This window comes from Pseudomonas sp. AC255, from assembly GCF_979258175.1.
This window is the reverse complement of the sequence record NZ_OZ409841.1, coordinates 4,580,603-4,600,552: the sequence shown is the minus strand read 5'-3', so window position 1 is coordinate 4,600,552 and position 19,950 is coordinate 4,580,603. Positions and strand designations below refer to the sequence as shown.

Here is a 19,950-nt window from a genome sequence, read left to right as displayed (position 1 = left end):
TTTTTACGCGGGCGCCTTTCTGGTTTGATTGAATGCTTACAGCAGATCGTACTGCTTGAGTTTCTTGCGCAGCGTGCCGCGGTTCAGTCCCAGCAGCTCACTGGCCTTGGTCTGGTTGCCCTTGACGTAGTTCATCACGCTTTCGAGCAGGGGCGCCTCGACTTCGGACAGCACCAGGTTGTACACATCCGTGACGGACGCGCCCTCAAGGTGGGCGAAATAATTGTGCAGCGCCTTCTCGACACTCCCGCGAAGGGTCTGGCCTTCTTCGCTCGGCGTGTTGAGGTGCTGTTTCAAATTCACGTTGTCGCTCACGGGTGTTGTTCCACTCACTAAAGTCTCGGTCATCATCGTCATGCGGCCACCCCTTCTTCGTCCCCTGTCAGGCTCTTGTAACGCTCGGCGAAGAACTCCCGAACGTCGGCGCATTGTGTTTCCGTACCATCCAAACGATTGAAACGGGCGCGAAACTCCCTGGCGCCCGGCAAGGTTGCGAGATACCAGCCCACATGCTTGCGGGCAATGCGCACGCCCATCACGTCACCATAAAAGGCGTGAAGGGCAGCCAGATGCTCCAGCAGGATGCGTTCCACTTCGCTCAGTTCCGGCGCCGGCAATTTCTCGCCGGTACGCAGGAAATGATCGATCTCGCGAAAAATCCATGGCCGCCCTTGAGCGGCCCGGCCTATCAGCAGGCCATCGGCACCGGTCGCATCAAGCACGTATCGGGCCTTTTCCGGCGAATCGATATCGCCATTGGCAAACACCGGGATCGACACGGCCTGCTTGATCGCGGCAATCGTGTCGTACTCGGCTTCCCCTGTGTACAGATCGGCGCGGGTGCGGCCATGCACGGCCAGCGCTGTGATCCCGGCCTGTTCGGCGATCTTCGCCACGTTCAGACCGTTCTTGTTTTCGCGATCCCAGCCGGTGCGGATCTTCAGGGTGACCGGCACATCAACCGCGGCCACTACGGCCTGCAGGATCTCGGTCACCAGTGCTTCGTCTTTCAGCAACGCGGAGCCGGCGGCCTTGTTGCAGACCTTTTTGGCCGGACAGCCCATGTTGATATCGATAATCTGTGCGCCCAGTTCGACGTTGGCCCGTGCCGCATCGGCCAGCATCTGCGCGTCGCCACCGGCGATCTGCACCGAGCGCGGCTCGGGATCGCCTTCGTGGATCATGCGCATGCGCGACTTGCGGGTATTCCACAGGCTCATGTCACTGGTGACCATTTCCGAGACTACAAGCCCTGCGCCCAGACGCTTGCACAGCTGACGAAAAGGCTGGTCGGTGACGCCCGCCATCGGGGCGAGAATCAAACCGTTCTGCAATGTATATGGGCCGATGCGTACCGCCGACATAGGACTTCCCTGAAGTGGGGCCGGATCATGAGAGTTCGAAAAAGGGTGGGCATGATACCCGCTCTCGATGACTGGTTAAAGGCTGAATTGAACAAAATCTGAACAGTTATTCTGTTATCGCCAACGGTTTGGTTGGCCGCGATCCAGTCAGAAAAATGCCGTCAATCGAGAAACGCTGAAGCGGTTCACTCCGGTGAGTGGAAGTTCAGGCTGTAATTCACCGCTTTCGGCCCCGGATCGAGAATATCCAGGGCGATGTGGATCGGCGTCTGCGGCGGCATTTCCGCGAGGCCTTCGAGATCGCCGCTCAGATACTCGCCGGGTTTGAAGCGACGACTGGCGATCAGATGACCGTTGAGGTCGGCGAAGCGCAGTTCGAGCAAAGGGAACGGCTGGGAAAACGTCGCCCGGTTGTAAATGATCGCGTCGACCACCAGCGCCCCGCTGAAATCGGGATGGCTGCGCACCACCAGATTGCTGCTCTTGATTTTGCCGATATCGACTTTCGACGGCACGGTGCAGCCGATCTGCGGGCAGATCTGCTGGAACCACGGTCGGTATTGATCCTGCCGCGCCAGTTCCTCGAAGTGATAGGCGATGTACTGGGCGGCAAGGCCGCCGGCCGCCAACACCACCAGCACCAGCCAGAGCAGGCGCCGGCCCCAGGGCGAGCGGCGCTGCTGCCAGTCCAGTTGCAGCGGGTCGTCGGTCAGATCCTGCAGGACCTCGGCGCGCACCCCGGGCTCGGCCCGTTCGCGTTTTTGCGCGGCGAAGTGATCAATGGCAGATCGTCGTCATCGTTGTCGTCGCTGGCTGACAGGCGTTCGCGGCGGGCGTTGGGATCGATCGGATCGTGCAGGCGCAGTTGCGGGATCGGCGGCTCGTCATCCAGATCCACCGGCTCCAGCGACAGCGAAGGTTCGGTGCGCTCGGGTTCGAGGGTTTCGATGCCGTCGATATCCGGTTCGATATCCGGCGCTACGCTGCGCTCATCCGCAGGCTCGCTGAACAGGCTGTCGGGCCATGTGCCTTCGTCCGGTTCCGGGCTGTCGCGTCGGGCGCTCAAGGATTCTTCGCGGGTACGGCCGAATTCGGCGGCCGGCTGGATTTCGCGCTGTTCGAGGCGGGCGAGTTCTTCGTCCAGATCGAGGCTGTCCAGATCCAGTTCCGACGCGCTCCATTGCTTCTGGCTGATGGCGCGCGGTGCGGGGATCTCTTCGACGACCGCAGAATCGCTGACAGGCGCGGGCGCTTCAGGCAGCCCTGGTGCGACCGGCGTCACCGTGTCCTTGCCGGAATGTTGTTCGAGCAGCTGCTTGGCGGCATTGAACACTTGCAGGCAGGAGCCGCAACGAACCACCCCGCGCGCCACGCTCAACTGAGCATGGTTGACGCGGAAACTGGTCTGGCAATGCGGGCATTGGGTGACGAAACTGTCGGTCATGCGGCGATCCGGTTCAGGCAAGCGGTCATTTTAGCGCCGACGCCCGGTGATGCGCACCCAGCCGTCGCGATTGGCGATCGGGTCGAGCTCGAAGTCCTGCGCATAAGCTGCCGCTACTTCTTCGCCCTGCTCGGCGAGAATGCCCGACAACGCCAGGCGCCCACCGCTCTTGACCAGGCTGGACAGCTGCGGCGCCAGCGACACCAGCGGGCCGGCGAGAATGTTGGCGACCAGCACGTCGGCCTGAACCTGCGGCAGATCCTCGGGCAGGTACAGCGGGAACAGCTCATCGGCAATATTGTTGCGCCCAGCGTTGTCGCGCGAGGCTTCCAGTGCCTGTACGTCGATGTCGGTGCCCACAGCTTGTTTGGCGCCGAGCAGCAGGGCGGCAATCGCCAGAATCCCCGAGCCGCAGCCGAAGTCGAGCACGTGGCAGTCTTTCAGATCCTGACCGTCGAGCCATTCCAGGCACAGTGCGGTGGTCGGGTGGGTGCCGGTGCCGAACGCCAGGCCCGGGTCCAGCAGCAGGTTGACCGCATCAGGCTCGGGCGCGGCGTGCCAGCTCGGCACGATCCACAGACGCTGGCCGAAACGCATCGGCTCGAAACCGTCCATCCAGCTGCGTTCCCAGTCCTGGTCCTCGATCACTTCGCTGTGATGTTCGGGCAACGGGCTGCCGGTCAGCAATTCCAGATGGGCCAGAACCGGCTCCGGTTCGGTACCGCCTTCGAACAGCGCCAGCAAGTGGGTGTGCGACCACAGCGGCGTGGTGTTGAGTTCCGGTTCGAAGATCGGCTGGTCTTCGGCGTCCATGAAAGTCACCGACACGGCGCCGACTTCGAGGAATGCGTCCTCGTAGGTTTCGGCTTGTTCCGGGGTGATGGCGAGACGGACTTGCAGCCAAGGCATGGCGGGCACCTTTGAAAATCTGTGGGGCAGCCCGAAGCTGCAAAAGCGCGCAGTTTACGCCAGGTCGCCGGCAAAGTGGACACACCGCTTGGCTGTTACACATTCGCGGCCGCGATATACATATGTATGGCCTGAGCACTTTTGTCGGCAAATAGAGTGAGCGCTCATCTCTACGCAACAAAAGGCTGGGCGACATGGCGGATCAACAAGGGACTGTAGAAGAAAAACCACCGATAGCCGCTGCGTCTACGGGGTCGGTGCAGGAGATCCTGCTGCGCATTACGCGCTGGCAGGTGATGATCGACAAGCGCTTGAACGGCCAGATGACGTTGCTCGAGGCGCTGGAGCATTTCGCTTTGACTGAACTGCGCAGGCATTACCCGGACGGCCATTTCGCCCCGGGCTTTGTAGTTGCGCTGCTTGACGCCATTCTGCAAAAGCTTATCGACGGCCGGCCAGTCATGTTCCTGGCGCTCCAGGACGCGCCATTTCGCTGGCCGGGGGCGCTGACACCGGTTTACCGTCCAGCCGTCATGAGCATGTGATCCGGACGGTGGATAGCGTTTCGCTGCACTTCCTCGACCAGTACAAAAAATACCTGCGAGAACATTGGGCGACAAAAGGGCAGGAAGCGCTGTTTGATCGCCTGATCAAGCGCAAGCTGCGGCGCTATATCAAGGACATCGAGTTGTTGTTGCGCCGTGACCAACTGGCGGGCCTGACACTGGATCAATTGCGCAGCAAAATTGACCGGGTTCAGGCGCGCAGCACGCGTCGGTACCGATTGACCGCCCTGGCAACCGGTGCAGAAAAAGATTCTCGAGGCGCATTCCTTCGCGCAACTGCCGTCATGGATGAAGGCGCTGAAGGAGCCGGATCGCGCCTTGTTGCGCGATTATCAGGAGCAGACGTCACTGGCGCAGGCAGCTCTCGATGACCTGCTGCAGGGCCACGGCTCGTTGCGCGACTTTGCCCGCCAGCAGGCCATCGAATACATTCAGCTCAAGCTCGACATGGCGGTTGAACCAGACCGAATCGACGTGCGGCTCAGATGGCGCTCGGCGGTCGGTGAGCCGACCCACAATCGCAGCCTCAGTGACCTGCTGGCATGCGGGCCGATCGGGCAGGACTTCGCAGCGGTCCTGGAGATCAGCAGTCCTGCGCCGTTGCGCAACCAGTCACTGAAGCTGGCATTCATTGCCGACATGCTGGCGGAGCAGGATTATCCGGCGGACTACCTGCGCGTTCTCGCCGAGCAGTACCAGCGCACGGAAGTGCAAAAGGCACTCATCGACTGGTTCACCGTACGGCTCAGGCAGAGCGCATTCGTCGCGCGCTGCGCAGCTCATCTGGCGGATTCCGACCATGAGCGTCTGGAGCAGATGTGGTCTGGGCAAGCGGCAATGAAACCGTTGCAAGTGGCCGCATTGACGCTGCCCAACGGCATGCAATGCGCCGATCTTCTGGTGTTCTACCAGGCAGAGACTGAGCAAGCGGTGAATAACCTGGTGCTGTACGCGCCCAACAAACCGGACGGTCAGGAGTGGGTCCGGTTGCCTTCGATTGCGGCGTTGACCGGCGAAGTATGGAGCTGGACGCAGAGCGAATCCGGTCGCGAGTATCTGTTGCAGCAGCTTTCGCCGACGGCACATCACCCGGCACGTGATTATCTTGTGGCTGCGGCGGCCAGTCCTGCTCTCTGGGGCATGCAGAGTGACCTTCGACGAACGCCCTTGCCGTTCGACGAGTGCGTCGAAGCCGCTGCAAAAATGGCCCTGGCAAACAACCTGCAGCGGGTCGAGCAGGACAACTCGCTGCGCTGGTACACGACGCTCGCGCTCGAGGCTCGCCGGCGCATCAGCAGTCTGAATCAGGAACTGATCGTTCATCAGCAGGTGTTCAACGAGCTGCTGGGCGGTTTCGAGGTTTTTGTCGATTTCGCCAGGCGCTCGGTTGCCGCAGCGATCACGCCCTATATGCGCAGCAAGAACGTGCTGGAACCGGTCGATCCGGCCACCGTGTTGATCGATTACAACCCCGGTGTCGCCGACCGCAGGAAGCAGCAGGTTGCCACGCTGCTCGACCTGGCCATTCACGGCTACGATGACAACTCCGGCATCGAACATCCGAAAAAAGGCGTGCGATCGTCGGTTGGCCAGGATCTGAGCCAGGTGCGCAGCGCTGATCTGGCGCTGTATCTGCGCCGGGCGTGGCTGGGTGAAAAATACGCCAGCGAGATTCGTGGCAAATATCTCGACCCGCGTGATGCTGCCTACGAACCGCGTCGCTTTGCCTACCGCAACGTACTGCTGTCAAAGATGGACCGGGATTTACGCGTGGCCAGAAGTCAGGCGCGATTGAGCGACGCGGTGTATTCGGCGCTGGTCCGTCAGGTCTCTCTGTTGAGCCAGGTGCCAGCACCGGGTACGCATTTTCCGGGCGCCAGCATGGTTGAAAGTGACGGCGTGTTCAGGTTCACCGTGCGCCATCACGTCGTGCTCGGGGTGTATGTGCTGACCTCGTTCGACCCCGAGCCGTCCTGGTGGCTGTACACGCCTGATGCTCCCGACGGCATTGTGGTACGTGCATATCAGTCACTGTTCGGCGACATCGCCGGCGCTTTGCATGACTACTTGATGGCGCGTACGCCGGTTGCTGCGCGCAGCATCGTGTCGCGCACCCTGTATGCGATTGCGGCAAAAAAACAACGCGTCGATACGCTGCACGAAGCGCAGCGCCTGATTGACGCGCGCAGCGAGTTCAATGCGTACATCGAGCGCGCGGTCACGGATGTGCAGGACATCACCACCAGCCGCGCGCAAATGATCGAACGCCAAGTGGTCAAGGGGCTGATGTTTGCAGCCGCACCGTTTTGCATGGTGTTTCCACCGTTTGCCTTGCTGCTTGACGTTGTGTTGATTGCCGTCAGCGCTGGTCAGGCGGTCGCGGCGCATCTGGAGGGCGACATCGATGGCGCTCTCGGCCACTGGCTGGAGGCGTCGTGGGGGGCGCTGTTTGCCATGGTCGGCGCAGGCAGTGCGATCAAGTGGCTGGGCGGTGCGGCCAGAAGTCTGAAGCACACCATGAGGCCTGTCTCGTTGTTGTCAGAGCGTCTGAATACCGTGGCTCCGCTACGCAGGGACGCGCTGCCGGCGATCCGGGAAGTACGCTTTCATGCCAGGCAGGCCGTCAGCAAGACGCCCGAACATTTGCAAAGGGTGAGCGAAGAAGGCGTCTTTTTCGGCACCTGGCGCAGCCCGTCCAGCGCTGCACAGCCGCAACCGGCCTATTACATTCGCAACAGAGGCAAGTACTTTCTGGTCAGGGAAAATCCGCATTTCGGTGGCCTGAGCCTGGTCGATGCCCGTCGCCCGAGCGCCATCTATCAGCAACCGATTCAGCTTGCTCCGGGGGGCAAGTGGACACATGCCAGGGTCGGACTCACAGGAGGCAACGTGCGCAACCTTGGGCGCGTGAACAATTTGAATGATGCTTTTCCTGGAGGTGTCGAGCCCGTGCTGAACCGCGGCGCGCTGCAGGGCGAAGCCGTGGTGGCGGCTTTCCGTCCCGGATCGCAGGATAACTACCTGTTTTCGTTGAATGCGCAGAGTTGCGTCATCGCCTCGCTGTATAACCCGACGACGAGAGTGGGTGCGGTCATTCATTTTGATCACAATATTCGCCCGTTGATCGAGCGAAGTGTCACGCAGGTGCTGGAGCGTCTGGGGGGAACACCGCAGAACATTCGCGCCACGCTGGTGGGTGGCGACTGGCTGTCGGCGGGTGCTGACATCGGCGGTCCGGTCAGGCGCGTGTTGCGCGAACAGGGCCTGCAGCCGACATGGGATTACTGGTCATACTCGTCCTGCCTGGGCAACAGCTATGGCGTGGTGCTGAATCTGAACAATGGAGTCTCGAGAGTGTTCAAGCATTCCGCTGGTCAGATTGGCAGGTTGTACAACCCGCTTATCGCCAGATCGAGCTATGCCACGGACGGGCTCTCGATACGTGCCCGAAACTTTACGAGGCGGTTCACCCGCAGACCGTTACATGAAAACGCAGCAGGAGCGGTGGTCGATGAGGCTGGCCTGGGGGCATCTGCCGCAATGGTCGAGCAGCAGGCGTTCTCCACGGTAATGGTCTGATCTGCTTGTTGCAGGCATAAAAAAACCCGATCCGCAGGGATCGGGTTTTTCATGCCGCTTCAGCCTTACGACTGTTTGGCCAGCTTGTGCTCGAGGTAGTGAATGTTCACACCGCCCTTGCAGAAGCCTTCGTCACGAACCAGATCACGGTGCAGCGGGATGTTGGTCTTGATCCCGTCGACCACGATTTCGTCCAGGGCATTGCGCATGCGTGCCATGGCTTCGTCGCGGGTTGCGCCGTAAGTGATCAGCTTGCCGATCAGCGAGTCGTAGTTCGGTGGCACGGCATAACCGCTGTACAGGTGCGAATCGACGCGAACGCCGTTGCCGCCTGGAGCGTGGAAATGCTTGACCGTGCCCGGGCTCGGCATGAAGGTCTTCGGATCTTCAGCGTTGATCCGGCACTCCAGCGAGTGACCGCGGATGACCACGTCATCCTGAGTGAACGACAGCTTGTTGCCAGCGGCGATGCTGAGCATCTCCTTGACGATGTCGATACCGGTGACCATCTCCGAAACCGGGTGCTCCACCTGAACACGGGTGTTCATTTCGATGAAGTAGAAACGACCGTTCTCGTAGAGGAACTCGAAAGTACCGGCGCCACGGTAGCCGATGTCGATGCACGCCTTGACGCAGCGAGCCAATACTTCCTGGCGCGCTTTCTCGTCGATGCCCGGTGCCGGTGCTTCTTCGAGAACCTTCTGGTGACGACGCTGCAGCGAGCAGTCGCGGTCGCCCAGGTGGATCGCGTGGCCCTGGCCGTCGGACAGTACCTGCACTTCGACGTGGCGCGGGTTGGTGAGGAATTTTTCCAGATAGACCATCGGGTTGCCGAACGCCGCGCCTGCTTCGGAGCGGGTCAGTTTTGCCGAGGCGATCAGGTCTTCTTCCTTGTGCACCACGCGCATGCCGCGACCACCACCGCCACCGGCGGCCTTGATGATCACCGGGTAGCCGACTTCACGACCGATGCGCAGCGCCGTTTCTTCGTCTTCCGGCAGCGGGCCGTCAGAGCCAGGAACGGTCGGTACGCCGGCTTCGATCATCGCGTGCTTGGCCGATACCTTGTCGCCCATCAGGCGGATGGTGTCGGCTTTCGGGCCGATGAAGGCGAAGCCGGAGTTCTCGACCTGCTCGGCAAAATCGGCGTTTTCCGCGAGGAAACCGTAGCCTGGGTGAATGGCGGTAGCGCCGGTCACTTCAGCGGCAGCGATGATGGCCGGAATGTGCAGGTAAGACTGAGCGGCGGACGCCGGGCCGATGCAGACGGATTCGTCTGCCAGACCCAGGTGCATCAGCTCTTTGTCGGCCTTGGAGTAAACGGCGACGGTCTTGATGCCCATCTCTTTGCAGGCACGCAGAATCCGCAGGGCGATCTCACCGCGGTTAGCGATCAGAACTTTTTCCAACTTCGCAGTCATCAAAGGCTCTCCGCGGTTCAAACGATGGTGAACAGCGGTTGGTCGTACTCAACCGGCTGGCCGTCTTCGACGAGGATGGATTCGATCACACCGCTGGTTTCAGCTTCGATGTGGTTCATCATCTTCATGGCTTCGACGATGCACAGGGTGTCGCCTTTCTTCACGGTCTGGCCGACTTCAACGAAGGCAGGCGAGGTTGGCGAAGATTTACGGTAGAAGGTGCCGACCATCGGCGAACGGGCAACGGTGCCGTTCAGCGCGGGTGCAGCAGCGGCAGCCGGAGCAGCGGCGGCGACTGGCGCGGCAGCAGGGGCAGCGGCCGGAGCCTGCATCGGGGCTGGCGCGTAGTACTGCTGCGCCGGGGTCTTGCTGTGACGGCTGATGCGTACGGACTCTTCGCCTTCCTTGATCTCGAGCTCGTCGATGCCGGACTCTTCCAGCAATTCGATCAGTTTCTTAACTTTACGGATATCCATGAATCATCAACTCCCAAGGGTCGGTCAGGGGCGTATAGCTTGGTGTTCAAGCTGCTCTAGTGCGGCCTCCAGGGCCAGTCGGTAACCGCTGGCGCCAAGGCCGCAGATCACTCCTACCGCTACATCGGAGAAGTAGGAGTGATGGCGGAAAGGTTCGCGCTTGTGCACGTTGGACAAATGCACTTCGATGAATGGGATGCTCACTCCCAGCAGCGCGTCACGTAATGCGACACTTGTGTGCGTAAAAGCCGCCGGATTGATCAGAATGAAGTCCACGCCTTCACCGCGTGCAGCGTGGATGCGATCGATCAATTCGTACTCGGCGTTGCTTTGCAGGTGCAGCAGATGATGGCCGGCTTCACGGGCGCGCCGCTCCAGATCCTGATTGATCTGCGCCAGGGTCGTTGACCCGTAGGTCCCCGGTTCCCGGGTGCCGAGCAGGTTCAGGTTGGGGCCGTGCAGCACCAGTAGCGTCGCCATCTGCGTTGTCCTTGTTATCAATGAGCAGTCGTCAGAACCCGGCGACTATGCCGCAAAGCCTTTGTGACTGTCCAGTTCCATGCAATAGGCGGCACGATGGGCGATGTTTGCGCGAAATTTGTGACCGAGTGAGCTGATCCGGTCATTCGTGGTGTCGGCAAGAGCCTCTTCGCGAGCAGGCTCGCTCCCACAGGGGTATGCATTCCAATGTGGGAGCGAGCCTGCTCGCGAAGGTGGTACGTCAGACGCGGAAGGCCTGAACGGCCGTATGCAGTTGGCCGCCGAGAACCAACAGATTCTCGCCCTGTTCGCGGCCCTGGCCGATGCGCAGCAGGTTATCCCCACCCAATTGATGAATGCGCTCGCTGTGATCGCGGATCTCGCTGACCGCGCCACTTTGCTGCGCGGTGACATCGGCGATGCGCACGGCGGTGTCGGCGATGGTCTGGATCGCGCCAACGATTTTGTCCAGTGCACCGTCCGCCGCTTGCGCCTGACTGGCCGTGGCTTCGGCGTGTTCGACCTGCGCGCGCATGCCTTCGACCGATTGTCGCGCGGCGGTCTGCAGACCGGCGATCAGCGTCTGGATTTCTGCCGTGGCCCCGGCGGTGCGTTGTGCCAGCGAGCGCACTTCCTCGGCGACCACGGCAAAACCACGGCCCATCTCCCCGGCGCGGGCCGCCTCGATCGCGGCGTTCAGGGCGAGCAGATTGGTCTGGTCAGCAATCGAACGAATCACTGTCAGCACGCCGCCGATCGTTGCTGATTCTTCTGCCAGATGTTCGATCATCTGCGCATTGCCTTGAACCTCACCGACCAGCGCATGCAGTCCGGTCAGGCTCTGGCCGATTACAGCCTGCCCATGCTCGACGGCGAGACCGGCATGACGACTGGCGTCGGCAGCCTGACGAGCATCGCCGGCCACTTGCTGAATGGTCGCCTCGAGTTCTCCCAGCGAATCGCGAATCAGCGCAGTATCGCCGGCCTGATGTTCGGCGCCGCTGTGCAGGTCATTGCTCAGTTCGGCGAGGGTGCGGCTGCTGCCCGCGACCTGCTCGGCGTTGCCGCGAATGGTGCCGACCAGATCCACCAGATAGGCGCGCAAGCGGTTGAGCGAGGCTTCGATGTCGTGCAGTTCTCGATTGGTCTTGCCCAGTTGGATGTCGCGACTGAAATCGCCCTCGGCCCACGTCGACAATGCCGGGGCGAGGTTGGTCAGGGTGCGGGCCAGGCGCCGCTGCAAGGTATCGATGAGCAGGGCGATCAGCAGAATCAGGCCGATCATCACGCCTTGCATCAGGCGCACTTCGCCCTGGATCTGCCCATGTTGCGCGCGTACCACCGGTTCGAGGCCGGCGATGGCGTGTTGCACGCTGGCGATTTTTTCGTGGGTCGCGGCGCTGAGCTCGGCGCGTTTCTGGATCTGCTCGCGGGTGCGCGCCAGTTCCGCCGGATAGCGGCCGAGCAAGCTGTTGAGTTCGCGTTTGAGGCCGACACCGGCATCTTCGGCGGCGGCTTTGTCGGTGTTTTCGATGCCCATCAGCGCGGCGAAATCGTCACTGCTCGATTCGTTGCTGGCGACCACACCGAGCAAGGGCAGGGCATCGATGGCCTCGGCCTGGGCGCGCATGTTGCTCACTTCACGCTCGACATCGGCGGCCAGCTCACTGCGCCCGCTGCTGACCAGTTTGTCCCGCGCCAGCGACAGTCTGCCCAGATGCTGCGATGCGGCAAGCAGTGGCGCGAGGTAGGCGGCGTTGCCATTGGCGTAGGTATTGAGCTGGTCGAGGCTGGCGCTGAGTTCGCGTTCGGCCTGCAACAGCAGCGCCTGCGGATCGCCAGCCAGTTTGCCGGCGGCGAGCAGGTCGGTTTTGCTGAATTCATCGAGGCTCGACAGGCTTGGCCGTACGGTGTCGGCCAGCGCCGGGGGCAAGTCACCCAGTTGCTTTTGCACGCTGTCGATAGCCTGGGCGGCGCTGCTCAGGCGCAGCGCGTCACCGCTGGCCAGATAATCCTCGACGTTGCGCGCCACTTCATTCTGAAATTGTTGCGACAGCCCCAGGTAACGCTCCATCAACAGATAGGGGCGTTCGAGGGCTTTTGCGACCACCACAGCGTGGCGCCAAGGGCCACGCAGACGGCGACCAGCAGCAGAGTGTTGAGATTGGTGAGCAACTTCAGGCGCATGACGGCTACCAACGGCAGGAATGGTAAGCGCCTGAATTTATTGCGGTTCTATTACAAGGTTATGACCGAATCAGTGGATTCCGATGAAAAAGTGGCACTTTGCTTTGACTGGCGCGCGGTCTGCACCCGATTGCGTCCTGCACCCTTGGCGCGATACAGCGCCTCATCGGCCTGGCTGGCCATCATCAGGCTGTCGGAGTCATCGCACATTTCTACTACGCCGGCGCTGAACGTGCACCAGAGGTCCTGCGGCTGCGCCGGGTAATGAATCTCGGCGAAGCGCTGGCGAATCTCGTCGAGGACTTTGTGCGCCGCGTCGATATCGGTGTCGGGCATGACGATGGCGAACTCTTCGCCGCCGTATCGGCCAATGAAATCGGTCTTGCGCAACCGCTGCTTGAGAAACAGCGCGAGGCTCTTGATCACCCGGTCGCCCATCGGGTGGCCGTGGCTGTCGTTGACCCGCTTGAAGTGATCGATGTCGAGCATGGCAAAGCTCAGCGGTTTGTTTTCGCGGCGCGCGCGGAACGAGCAGTCTTCGAGCAATTGCAGGATGTGCGTGTGGTTGTACAGGCCGGTGAGGCTGTCGCGAACCATCCGTGCTTTCAGATTGCGTGCCCGCGCGGCGCGGTTGCGCACAGTGGTGATCAGGTGTCGCGGTTTGATCGGCTTGGTCAGGAAGTCATCGCCGCCCTCGCTCATGGCGTCGAGCTGCTTGTCCAGATCGTCCTCGGCCGACAGGTAAATGATTGGCACGCTGACGTAGCGGTCATTGTGACGGATCACTTTGGCCAGCTCGGTGCCGGTGCAGGCCGGCATGTACATGTCGAGGATGATCAGGTCCGGCTGGAAATCCGCCAGTTCGGCCATTGCCTGAATCGGTTCGATCAAGGTGCGAGTGACAATCCCGGCACTGTTGAGCAGACGCTCGGTGTGCAGGGCCTGGGCGCGCGAGTCGTCGATGATCAGCACTTTATAGGGCTCGTACTGGGCGACGCAGGTCAGCACTTCGATTTTTTCCAGCAGGCTCGAGGCTTCAAGGGTGCCGGTGAGGAATTCCTGGCCACCGGCGCGCACGGCGGCTAGGCGGGTCGGGGTGTCGGTTTCGTGCAGGCTGAAGAACAGCAGCGGCAGGGGTTCTTCGAGGCCGACCTGAGCTTCGGCGGCGAGTTTCAGGCCGATGCCGGGGCCACTGAAATCCACGTCCATAACAATCGCCGCGGGCAAGCGCTCGACCATCGACGAACGAAACGCGGCCACGCTGTCCAGTGCCTGCGCGCTCAAGCCGAAAAATTCCAGTTGCTTGGCCAGGCGTTCAGCGCGGTCGTGATCCTGCAACATCACGTAGATCGGCTTGCGCAGCGGCGGCAGGAACGTCTGGTCGAGCTGATCGCCATGGCGCAGGCCAGTGCGCGACAGGCGCTGCATCAAACGATTGAGATCGGTGATCAGGCCGCTGCTGAGGCGCCCACGGTTGGCATCCACCGCTTGCAGCGACTGGCTGATGTGATGCGCCAACTGAGTGTGTTCCGGCTGTTCGAAGCGCTCGGCAAAACGCAGCAGACGCAGATTCGCCTCGCTCAGTTCGGCAAGATCGACGGTGGACCACTCACTGCGTTGCAGGCGCTGCCATATCTCAAGAATCTGACGTGCCTGATGAATTACCCGCTGGGCAAAGTGGTGCTTGAGACGCTCACGGCTGGGGTCTTCTGGCTCGGTCATATCCTGACTACTAGTTAGGGTGCATGCTGAGATCGACTGGTGGCTCTATGCTAGCACCTCTTTTCCCTTAGACGAGTGTCGTACGTCAATAATCTGCTGGACGACACGATTCAGTTTCTGACCGGGTGGTTTTGTTTTTACCTCTGATTTTGACCAAGTGCCCGCATGCTGGGGCTTAGCGAGCAATCCTGCCAGCGCTGTCGACATTTCAGCGGCCTTGATAGGCGGCGTCTGACAGCGCTTTCTGATTTTTCTTCTACGCGCTTTCACCGGCCCGGTTGGCTGTTACGGTTCAGGGATTCCCCTAGCTGCCGTCCATCCGCCATGAGCCAATGTTTCACCGAACTCGCCAGTGATGCCCAGCGCCTCAATCACAACATCAGGCCCATCGATGACTGCGCCTGCGGCGAAGAGTTGTTGTATGGCGAGCGGGTGCAGGTGACAGAGGTGCCAGTGCTGACCTGCACTGGTCTATGGCGTATCTATCAGCGCGAAGCCGAAAATATCGTTGCGCCAGACGGCGTTCTGATTGCCGATCCTGTGGAGCGTAATCAGGTAATTAATGCGGCCTATGCCCGATTGTGGTTGCAGGATTCTCGTTTTCAATGGGCAGGTTTAGCGGCGTTTGCCTCAAAACAGGTCGGTTGTGGATTGCTGCATGCTTCAAACACTGTCGATCTCATAGGGCAGCAGCGGGACGCCAGAGCTCAATTACGTGGTATTCGCCGAGAGGCCGGATTGCTGACGCCGGGTCGGCTTGAAGAACAAGCGAAAGCGTTGAAGGATTACAAGGCCGCGAATGCGCGTAATCCGGTTTCCGCACTGGATCTGCACCTGGGCGGCGAGTTGACGCTCGTGCAGCAGCAATTTCGCCACGTGCACGAAATGATGGCTTTGGGGAACACCACCCTGTTTTTGGATATTTTTCCACTTCATGTGTTTTACGCCAATCGGGGACTGAAAGAATTTAGTACCTGTCTGAAGGCGCGAGAGGGGATTTACGGACATCCCATGTTTCCGGTGCTATGGCCCGTTGGGCAAAAGCAACTGAAGTTTGGACAGTACTTCGAAATATTACTGCAGGCATTTCAAGCCATTGAAGAAGGGGATATCGCGCGTAGCGTGAAGCATCTTGCGGAACATGAGCAGCGTCACATACTTCAACCGACTATTTATGAAGACACGCGCCTCATCGCTTTGCTTAGAAGCAATCACGCCTCCTTCGTCACAGGTTTTCCCTCCGGAGTAGCTCAGGCCATCGAACTCACTTTGGCCAATCAGTGCCGTTCGCTCGACGACGGACGCACGATCGGCTTTGACGACAATCCATTCGCCAATCTCGCTGACATCGAACAGCGCATGGAATTTGTGCTTCGGGCTGCGCGGCGTTTCGATGATTTGCTAAGTGGCATCCATCGCTCCGCTCTTGAAGAGTCAATAAGAGATATAGCGGCTGGAACTGTGGCGCGATGAAGCTGCGTCGATGGGTTGATGGCTGGCGATTTGTTCTGCTTGCGATCATAGCGGTCGCGTTACTGCGCTGGTCAATTGAAATCATGCAGGACGATTTCGAGATCGCTCTAACGATCAACGAGCCTTGGGAGCAGATGCGTCAACGCTCATTTGCCGCCGTCGGGCCGGTGCCATCCAGTGCTGTTTGGATCAGCAAGTCCAGATCGGGTGTGCGTTTGCGCTTCATCGATCCAGAATTCGGTTTTGTAACTCCTTTAGCTCGCGAATTCAGGATCAATGCCAAGTCAGTACAGTGGGTAGGGCGTGTTCGTCTTTCACCGCAAATGAAGCCGCTTTCACTTGATGAGGCACTCATCGTCGTCTCGGATTTGCATGCCCAACTGCGCAAAAAATGCTGGGTGGAGGCAAAAGTGATGAATGACCCTCCAATAGCGGACACGTTGCAATGGCGCACATGGTTTCACTCCCGTACGGAATATGCGACGTCGTTTTGGCTGGCAGCTGACAAGTATCAGTTGGCGATTGATTTAGAGCCATGGGGGATGAGGACTCACAAAACAGATCCGCTTTATCGAATTGTATTGACAGTTGATGAGCCCTATTTGCCGTTTGCCAATGCAGCATCTGCGAATGGTTGCGTTCGCAAAGACAGTAAAACTTCATAACTAAGGAGCCATTCCATGCCCATCCCAGCCTTCATGACCATCCACGGCAGCCGCCAGGGCCTGATCACCGCCGGCGCTTTCACCGAGGCGTCGGTCGGTAACGGCTACCAGAGCGGGCGCGAAGACAAGATCATGGTGCAGGCCCTCAGCCATGGCATGTACATACCCAAGGATCAGGGCGCCGGGCGGCGGATGCACAGGCCATTGATCATCACCAAAACCCTCGACAAGGCTTCGCCCCTGCTGAATATGGCGCTGTCCAGCGGCGAGTTGCTGAGCGAATGCCGCGTGGAGTTTTATCGCACTTCGGCCAGCGGCGTGCAGGAGCACTTCTACACGGTGGAACTGGAGGATGCGTTGGTCGTCGGCAGCGAACTATTGATGCCGCACTGTCTCGACAGCGGCACGTCGCACCTTACGCAACTGGAGAAAGTCCACTTCAGCTACCGGCGCATCTACTGGCGCCACGAAATCAGCCGGACGATGGGTTCGGACGAGTGGCAAGGCGAGGGACTTCGATGAGGCTGGTCCGTGAGCTGAGCCTGACCGACCACGAGCGCCAGCATGTCTGTTGCGTGGAAGAGGCGCTGGAGCACGTCAGCAGTCTGTTGAGCATGCGCCAACCGCTCGAAGGTCTGGATCAACTGCGGGCCGGTTTGATGATCAATCTGGACGGCGAAGTCCTGGCGCAGATCAAACAGGGTGAATGGTGCCTGATCAACGCCGAAGCCGACTACGGCTACTGGCAGGGCGCCGAAGCGGTGTTCGAACTGGCCGTACTCGATCTGATGAACAACCCGCCCGACCAGCCCACCCGCACCGCGCGAATCTTTCGTCTGGTCGACAGTGTGACCGGTGAGCCTTTGCCTGCGCAGGCCTACATCGCCACGATCGATGGAATACCCAGTCAGCGTCGAACTGACGCCCAAGGCATTGCACATCTGTTTACCGACGACCAAGTGCGGCAGCTTTCGCTGCGCATCTTCAACGTCTGAAAGCTGCGTCTATCCTTTCGTTCGCGACGTCCTTCGCTTGTTTTGCGCCAGTGCCGCGATAGCGGGTGCTAGGCCTTGGCACGTTGTTGTATGGTTGTGGTCGAACCGTTGAACCCAAGTGATTGAAAGGATATCGCCATGCTGGACTGGAAAAACCGCGCGGGCAGCGCGCCTGAACGTGCCGCCGAGCCCAAGTCGGCCACCCGCAGCTATGTCGGCGGGCTGCTGTTCAGCCGGGCGCTGGCCACAGTGGTCGGTCTGTATTTGCTGGTCACCATTGCGCTGGGCTGGTACTGGAGCCAGGAACCGGAGCTGTTTCCGGTGGCGCAGAACGCCCAGGTCGCTGCCGAGAAAGAGGGCAAGCAAATGGTGGTCGGCTACACCACGGTCGAGACCCTGAAGACCGTTGCCGGCACCTTGCTCAACAAGCCGGGCGGTTACATTTCCAATGACCGTTTCCCGCCGGGCCTGTGGATGGACAACACGCCGAGCTGGGAATACGGCGTGCTGGTGCAGGTGCGTGACCTGACCCGCGCCCTGCGCAAGGATTTTGCCCGTTCGCAATCGCAGTCCGCCGAAGACGCCGATCTGGCCAAGGCCGAACCGCGTTTCAACTTCGACAACAAGAGCTGGGTGCTGCCGTCCAGCGAGTCGGAATACCAGGAAGGCATCAACTCCCTGAGCCGCTATCAGTCGCGCTTGTCTGATCCGAACCAGAAAAACGCGCTGTTCTACGCGCGCGCCGACAACCTCAACAACTGGCTGGGCGATGTCGGTACCCGTCTCGGTTCGCTGTCGCAACGCCTGTCGGCCAGTGTCGGCCGGGTCAAGCTCAACACTGCGCTGAAGACCGAAGTTCCGGCAGTCGGCGAAGTGCCGCAGGTTGACGAAGAAGTCGTGGAAACCCCGTGGATGCAGATCGACAACGTGTTCTACGAAGCGCGCGGTCAGGCCTGGGCGCTGTCGCATCTGCTGCGCGCCATCGAAGTCGACTTCGCCGATGTGCTGGCGAAGAAGAACGCCACCGTCAGCGTGCGCCAGATCATCCGTGAGCTGGAGGCTTCGCAAGAGCCGGTCTGGAGCCCGATGATCCTCAACGGCAGCGGTTTCGGCGTGTTGGCCAACCACTCGCTGGTCATGGCCAACTACATTTCCCGGGCCAACGCTGCGGTGATCGATTTGCGTCAACTGCTCAATCAGGGCTGATACGTGAGCCAGACTGCAAGAGAGGCGGCCCATCGCGCCGCCTCGGACGCTGAACAGATCGCCTGGGTCGACGAACAGGACAACCTGCTCGGCGCTCTGGTGCGCTCCGATTTGCGTGAGCGCGGGCTGATTGGCCGTGGCACTTACATCATGCTGTTCAACTCCGCCGGTGAGCTGTGCGTGCACCGCCGTACGTTGAGCAAGGCGATTTATCCTGGTTACTGGGATGTTGCCGCAGGCGGCATGGTCCAGGCCGACGAAAGTTATGCCGAGTCGGCGGCGCGCGAGCTGGAAGAAGAGCTGGGCGTCAGCGGCGTCGAACTCACCGCTCACGATCACTTCTATTTCGAAGACACCGGCAACCGTCTGTGGTGTTCGGCGTTTTCCGCTGTATGGGACGGGCCGCTGAAACTGCAGCCGGAAGAAGTCCTCGAAGCGCGATTCATCCCTGTCGAACAGGTCATGCGCGAAATCAGCGAAAAGCCTTATTGCCCGGACTCTCTGGCCGCGTTAAGGCGCTATCTCAAGGCGCAGCAAAGCAACGTCGCAAAGAACACATGAATTGGCGCCGATTGGCACTTAGCAATCGCGATTTTTGCCGTTACACTGCGCGACCTTTTCAAGCTGCACCGGATAGCTTGAGGTTGGCCTGCAGATTTACCGTAGGAGCTGCCGAAGGCTGCGATCTTTGATCTTGCCGTTAAAGATCAGGATCAAAAGATCGCAGCCTCGTTGCACTCGTCAGCTCCTACAGATTCAGTCCAGCGTCCAAAGTTTTCCGATGCAGTAGCGCTGCCCCTGCCTGAGTGGGGCTTCGCGGTCGCTGACCTTGCCCAAGGTTGCGATCAGTCTTTGTCCTCCCGAGAGGATTGCCGGTGGCCAAGAAAGCCGCATCCTTCGCCGCCCTGGGCGGCCTGGTATTTTCCACCGACGCAGGTCGTCATTGCCCGGAATGCAGCAAGCCGGTGGACGCCTGTATCTGCAAACAAACCGTGATCCCGGCCGGTGACGGCATTGCCCGCGTGCGTCGCGAAAGCAAGGGCCGTGGCGGCAAGACGGTGACCACCATCACCGGCGTGCCCTTGGCCGAAGACGCGCTCAAGGAGCTGGCGACGACGTTGAAGAAACGTTGTGGCACCGGCGGGGCGTTGAAGGACGGCATCATCGAAATCCAGGGCGATCACGTCGAGCTACTCTTGGCAGAGCTGATCAAGCACGGTTTCAAAGCGAAGAAGTCCGGCGGCTAGCAGCCTCTGTGAAACCCTCCGGCGGCTTGATCCGGCTTCGAGTGTTCTCGGATCCGGCGTCGTCGCCATGGTTTTCACAGAGCCTGTTCATGACCGGTTTCTAAACTCCACGCAGTCAGTGCGGTCTACCGCCGCACTGACGAACCGTCATTTTCATTCTTTAGACTGCGCCGGCCTGCACTTCAGGCGACGCACTCTGACTTCTTTATAGGGGAC

Annotated in this window: 18 protein-coding genes and 1 pseudogene; 10 read left to right on the top strand and 9 right to left on the bottom strand. The window is 60.3% G+C overall.

Annotated elements, in window-relative coordinates:
* Nucleotides 1–36: 36 nt before the first annotated feature.
* The 4 genes and pseudogenes from fis to prmA all read right to left on the bottom strand — a co-directional run bounded on the left by fis (nucleotide 37) and on the right by prmA (nucleotide 3,717).
* Nucleotides 37–357: a DNA-binding transcriptional regulator Fis gene (gene fis, locus ACZZ0K_RS20865; protein WP_002555375.1), complete on the bottom strand. Its 321-nt coding sequence runs from the start codon at nucleotides 355–357 to the stop codon at nucleotides 37–39.
* On the bottom strand, nucleotides 354–1,364 hold the full coding sequence (gene dusB / locus ACZZ0K_RS20860) for a tRNA dihydrouridine synthase DusB (RefSeq protein ID WP_016771866.1): 1,011 nt from the start codon (nucleotides 1,362–1,364) through the stop codon (nucleotides 354–356). Before dusB ends, fis begins: the two co-directional genes overlap by 4 nt.
* 185 nt (nucleotides 1,365–1,549) lie before the next feature.
* A pseudogene (locus ACZZ0K_RS20855) lies at nucleotides 1,550–2,808 on the bottom strand (DUF3426 domain-containing protein).
* Nucleotides 2,809–2,838: 30 nt separating this feature from the next.
* On the bottom strand, nucleotides 2,839–3,717 hold the full coding sequence (prmA, locus tag ACZZ0K_RS20850; protein WP_042608905.1) for a 50S ribosomal protein L11 methyltransferase: 879 nt from the start codon (nucleotides 3,715–3,717) through the stop codon (nucleotides 2,839–2,841).
* Between the two features lie 194 nt (nucleotides 3,718–3,911).
* Between prmA and ACZZ0K_RS20845 the strand changes: the two genes are divergently transcribed.
* Genes ACZZ0K_RS20845 through ACZZ0K_RS20835 form a run of 3 tightly spaced genes read left to right on the top strand, consistent with a single transcriptional unit; the run spans nucleotide 3,912 to nucleotide 7,862 of the window.
* A complete protein-coding gene (locus tag ACZZ0K_RS20845; RefSeq protein ID WP_463559303.1) occupies nucleotides 3,912–4,262 on the top strand; it encodes a hypothetical protein in 351 nt (116 codons plus the stop codon).
* An 8-nt stretch (nucleotides 4,263–4,270) separates the two neighbouring features.
* The gene (locus tag ACZZ0K_RS20840; RefSeq protein ID WP_463559302.1) at nucleotides 4,271–4,654 is read left to right on the top strand and encodes a hypothetical protein; all 384 of its coding nucleotides are present in this window, start codon (nucleotides 4,271–4,273) and stop codon (nucleotides 4,652–4,654) included.
* The gene (locus tag ACZZ0K_RS20835; RefSeq protein WP_463559301.1) at nucleotides 4,572–7,862 is read left to right on the top strand and encodes a type III effector 1; all 3,291 of its coding nucleotides are present in this window, start codon (nucleotides 4,572–4,574) and stop codon (nucleotides 7,860–7,862) included. The genes ACZZ0K_RS20840 and ACZZ0K_RS20835 overlap by 83 nt, the downstream gene beginning before the upstream one ends.
* 65 nt (nucleotides 7,863–7,927) lie before the next feature.
* On the opposite strand, the gene accC is transcribed toward ACZZ0K_RS20835, so the two are convergent.
* The 5 genes from accC to gcbA form a co-directional block, all read right to left on the bottom strand.
* Nucleotides 7,928–9,283, bottom strand: a complete 1,356-nt coding sequence (gene accC / locus ACZZ0K_RS20830) for an acetyl-CoA carboxylase biotin carboxylase subunit (RefSeq protein WP_024011424.1) — start codon at nucleotides 9,281–9,283, stop codon at nucleotides 7,928–7,930.
* Nucleotides 9,284–9,300: 17 nt separating this feature from the next.
* Nucleotides 9,301–9,759 (bottom strand): acetyl-CoA carboxylase biotin carboxyl carrier protein, encoded by a 459-nt coding sequence (accB, locus tag ACZZ0K_RS20825; protein WP_016771862.1) that lies wholly within the window; start codon nucleotides 9,757–9,759, stop codon nucleotides 9,301–9,303.
* Nucleotides 9,760–9,783: 24 nt separating this feature from the next.
* Complete coding sequence (gene aroQ, locus ACZZ0K_RS20820; protein WP_016771861.1) at nucleotides 9,784–10,239, bottom strand: type II 3-dehydroquinate dehydratase; 456 nt, start codon at nucleotides 10,237–10,239, stop codon at nucleotides 9,784–9,786.
* Between the two features lie 241 nt (nucleotides 10,240–10,480).
* Nucleotides 10,481–11,524 carry a methyl-accepting chemotaxis protein gene (locus ACZZ0K_RS20815; protein WP_409037437.1) on the bottom strand — a complete coding sequence of 348 codons (1,044 nt, stop codon included), beginning with the start codon at nucleotides 11,522–11,524 and terminating at the stop codon, nucleotides 10,481–10,483.
* 953 nt (nucleotides 11,525–12,477) lie between these two features.
* Nucleotides 12,478–14,148, bottom strand: coding sequence for a diguanylate cyclase GcbA (gene gcbA, locus ACZZ0K_RS20810; RefSeq protein ID WP_016771860.1), 1,671 nt, complete (start codon nucleotides 14,146–14,148; stop codon nucleotides 12,478–12,480).
* A 324-nt stretch (nucleotides 14,149–14,472) separates the two neighbouring features.
* Here gcbA and ACZZ0K_RS20805 point away from each other — a divergent pair, with 324 nt between their 5' ends.
* From ACZZ0K_RS20805 to ACZZ0K_RS20775, 7 genes are all read left to right on the top strand, one after another.
* Nucleotides 14,473–15,621 (top strand): DUF2515 family protein, encoded by a 1,149-nt coding sequence (locus ACZZ0K_RS20805; RefSeq protein WP_252883112.1) that lies wholly within the window; start codon nucleotides 14,473–14,475, stop codon nucleotides 15,619–15,621.
* Nucleotides 15,618–16,286: a hypothetical protein gene (locus tag ACZZ0K_RS20800; protein ID WP_052392226.1), complete on the top strand. Its 669-nt coding sequence runs from the start codon at nucleotides 15,618–15,620 to the stop codon at nucleotides 16,284–16,286. The genes ACZZ0K_RS20805 and ACZZ0K_RS20800 overlap by 4 nt, the downstream gene beginning before the upstream one ends.
* Before the next feature lie 15 nt (nucleotides 16,287–16,301).
* Complete coding sequence (locus tag ACZZ0K_RS20795; RefSeq protein ID WP_056787703.1) at nucleotides 16,302–16,808, top strand: Hcp family type VI secretion system effector; 507 nt, start codon at nucleotides 16,302–16,304, stop codon at nucleotides 16,806–16,808.
* Complete coding sequence (locus ACZZ0K_RS20790) at nucleotides 16,805–17,281, top strand: hypothetical protein (RefSeq protein ID WP_258707545.1); 477 nt, start codon at nucleotides 16,805–16,807, stop codon at nucleotides 17,279–17,281. Before ACZZ0K_RS20795 ends, ACZZ0K_RS20790 begins: the two co-directional genes overlap by 4 nt.
* A gap of 138 nt (nucleotides 17,282–17,419) precedes the next feature.
* On the top strand, nucleotides 17,420–18,487 hold the full coding sequence (locus ACZZ0K_RS20785; RefSeq protein WP_016771859.1) for a DUF2333 family protein: 1,068 nt from the start codon (nucleotides 17,420–17,422) through the stop codon (nucleotides 18,485–18,487).
* A 3-nt stretch (nucleotides 18,488–18,490) separates the two neighbouring features.
* The gene (locus ACZZ0K_RS20780) at nucleotides 18,491–19,048 is read left to right on the top strand and encodes an NUDIX hydrolase (protein ID WP_258707546.1); all 558 of its coding nucleotides are present in this window, start codon (nucleotides 18,491–18,493) and stop codon (nucleotides 19,046–19,048) included.
* Between the two features lie 314 nt (nucleotides 19,049–19,362).
* Complete coding sequence (locus ACZZ0K_RS20775) at nucleotides 19,363–19,734, top strand: translation initiation factor Sui1 (RefSeq protein ID WP_007914613.1); 372 nt, start codon at nucleotides 19,363–19,365, stop codon at nucleotides 19,732–19,734.
* Nucleotides 19,735–19,950: the final 216 nt, after the last annotated feature.

What these genes read in the sequence shown, in the direction of transcription:
- accC (WP_024011424.1), bottom strand. Translation starts at nt 9,283, where the DNA reads ATGACTGCGAAGTTGGAAAAAGTTCTGATCGCTAACCGCGGTGAGATC.
- accB (WP_016771862.1), bottom strand. Translation starts at nt 9,759, where the DNA reads ATGGATATCCGTAAAGTTAAGAAACTGATCGAATTGCTGGAAGAGTCC.
- fis (WP_002555375.1), bottom strand. Translation starts at nt 357, where the DNA reads ATGACGATGATGACCGAGACTTTAGTGAGTGGAACAACACCCGTGAGC.
- gcbA (WP_016771860.1), bottom strand. Translation starts at nt 14,148, where the DNA reads ATGACCGAGCCAGAAGACCCCAGCCGTGAGCGTCTCAAGCACCACTTT.
- aroQ (WP_016771861.1), bottom strand. Translation starts at nt 10,239, where the DNA reads ATGGCGACGCTACTGGTGCTGCACGGCCCCAACCTGAACCTGCTCGGC.
- ACZZ0K_RS20800 (WP_052392226.1), top strand. Translation starts at nt 15,618, where the DNA reads ATGAAGCTGCGTCGATGGGTTGATGGCTGGCGATTTGTTCTGCTTGCG.
- dusB (WP_016771866.1), bottom strand. Translation starts at nt 1,364, where the DNA reads ATGTCGGCGGTACGCATCGGCCCATATACATTGCAGAACGGTTTGATT.
- ACZZ0K_RS20790 (WP_258707545.1), top strand. Translation starts at nt 16,805, where the DNA reads ATGAGGCTGGTCCGTGAGCTGAGCCTGACCGACCACGAGCGCCAGCAT.
- prmA (WP_042608905.1), bottom strand. Translation starts at nt 3,717, where the DNA reads ATGCCTTGGCTGCAAGTCCGTCTCGCCATCACCCCGGAACAAGCCGAA.
- ACZZ0K_RS20785 (WP_016771859.1), top strand. Translation starts at nt 17,420, where the DNA reads ATGCTGGACTGGAAAAACCGCGCGGGCAGCGCGCCTGAACGTGCCGCC.
- ACZZ0K_RS20805 (WP_252883112.1), top strand. Translation starts at nt 14,473, where the DNA reads ATGAGCCAATGTTTCACCGAACTCGCCAGTGATGCCCAGCGCCTCAAT.
- ACZZ0K_RS20815 (WP_409037437.1), bottom strand. Translation starts at nt 11,524, where the DNA reads ATGATCGGCCTGATTCTGCTGATCGCCCTGCTCATCGATACCTTGCAG.
- ACZZ0K_RS20835 (WP_463559301.1), top strand. Translation starts at nt 4,572, where the DNA reads ATGAAGGCGCTGAAGGAGCCGGATCGCGCCTTGTTGCGCGATTATCAG.
- ACZZ0K_RS20795 (WP_056787703.1), top strand. Translation starts at nt 16,302, where the DNA reads ATGCCCATCCCAGCCTTCATGACCATCCACGGCAGCCGCCAGGGCCTG.
- ACZZ0K_RS20845 (WP_463559303.1), top strand. Translation starts at nt 3,912, where the DNA reads ATGGCGGATCAACAAGGGACTGTAGAAGAAAAACCACCGATAGCCGCT.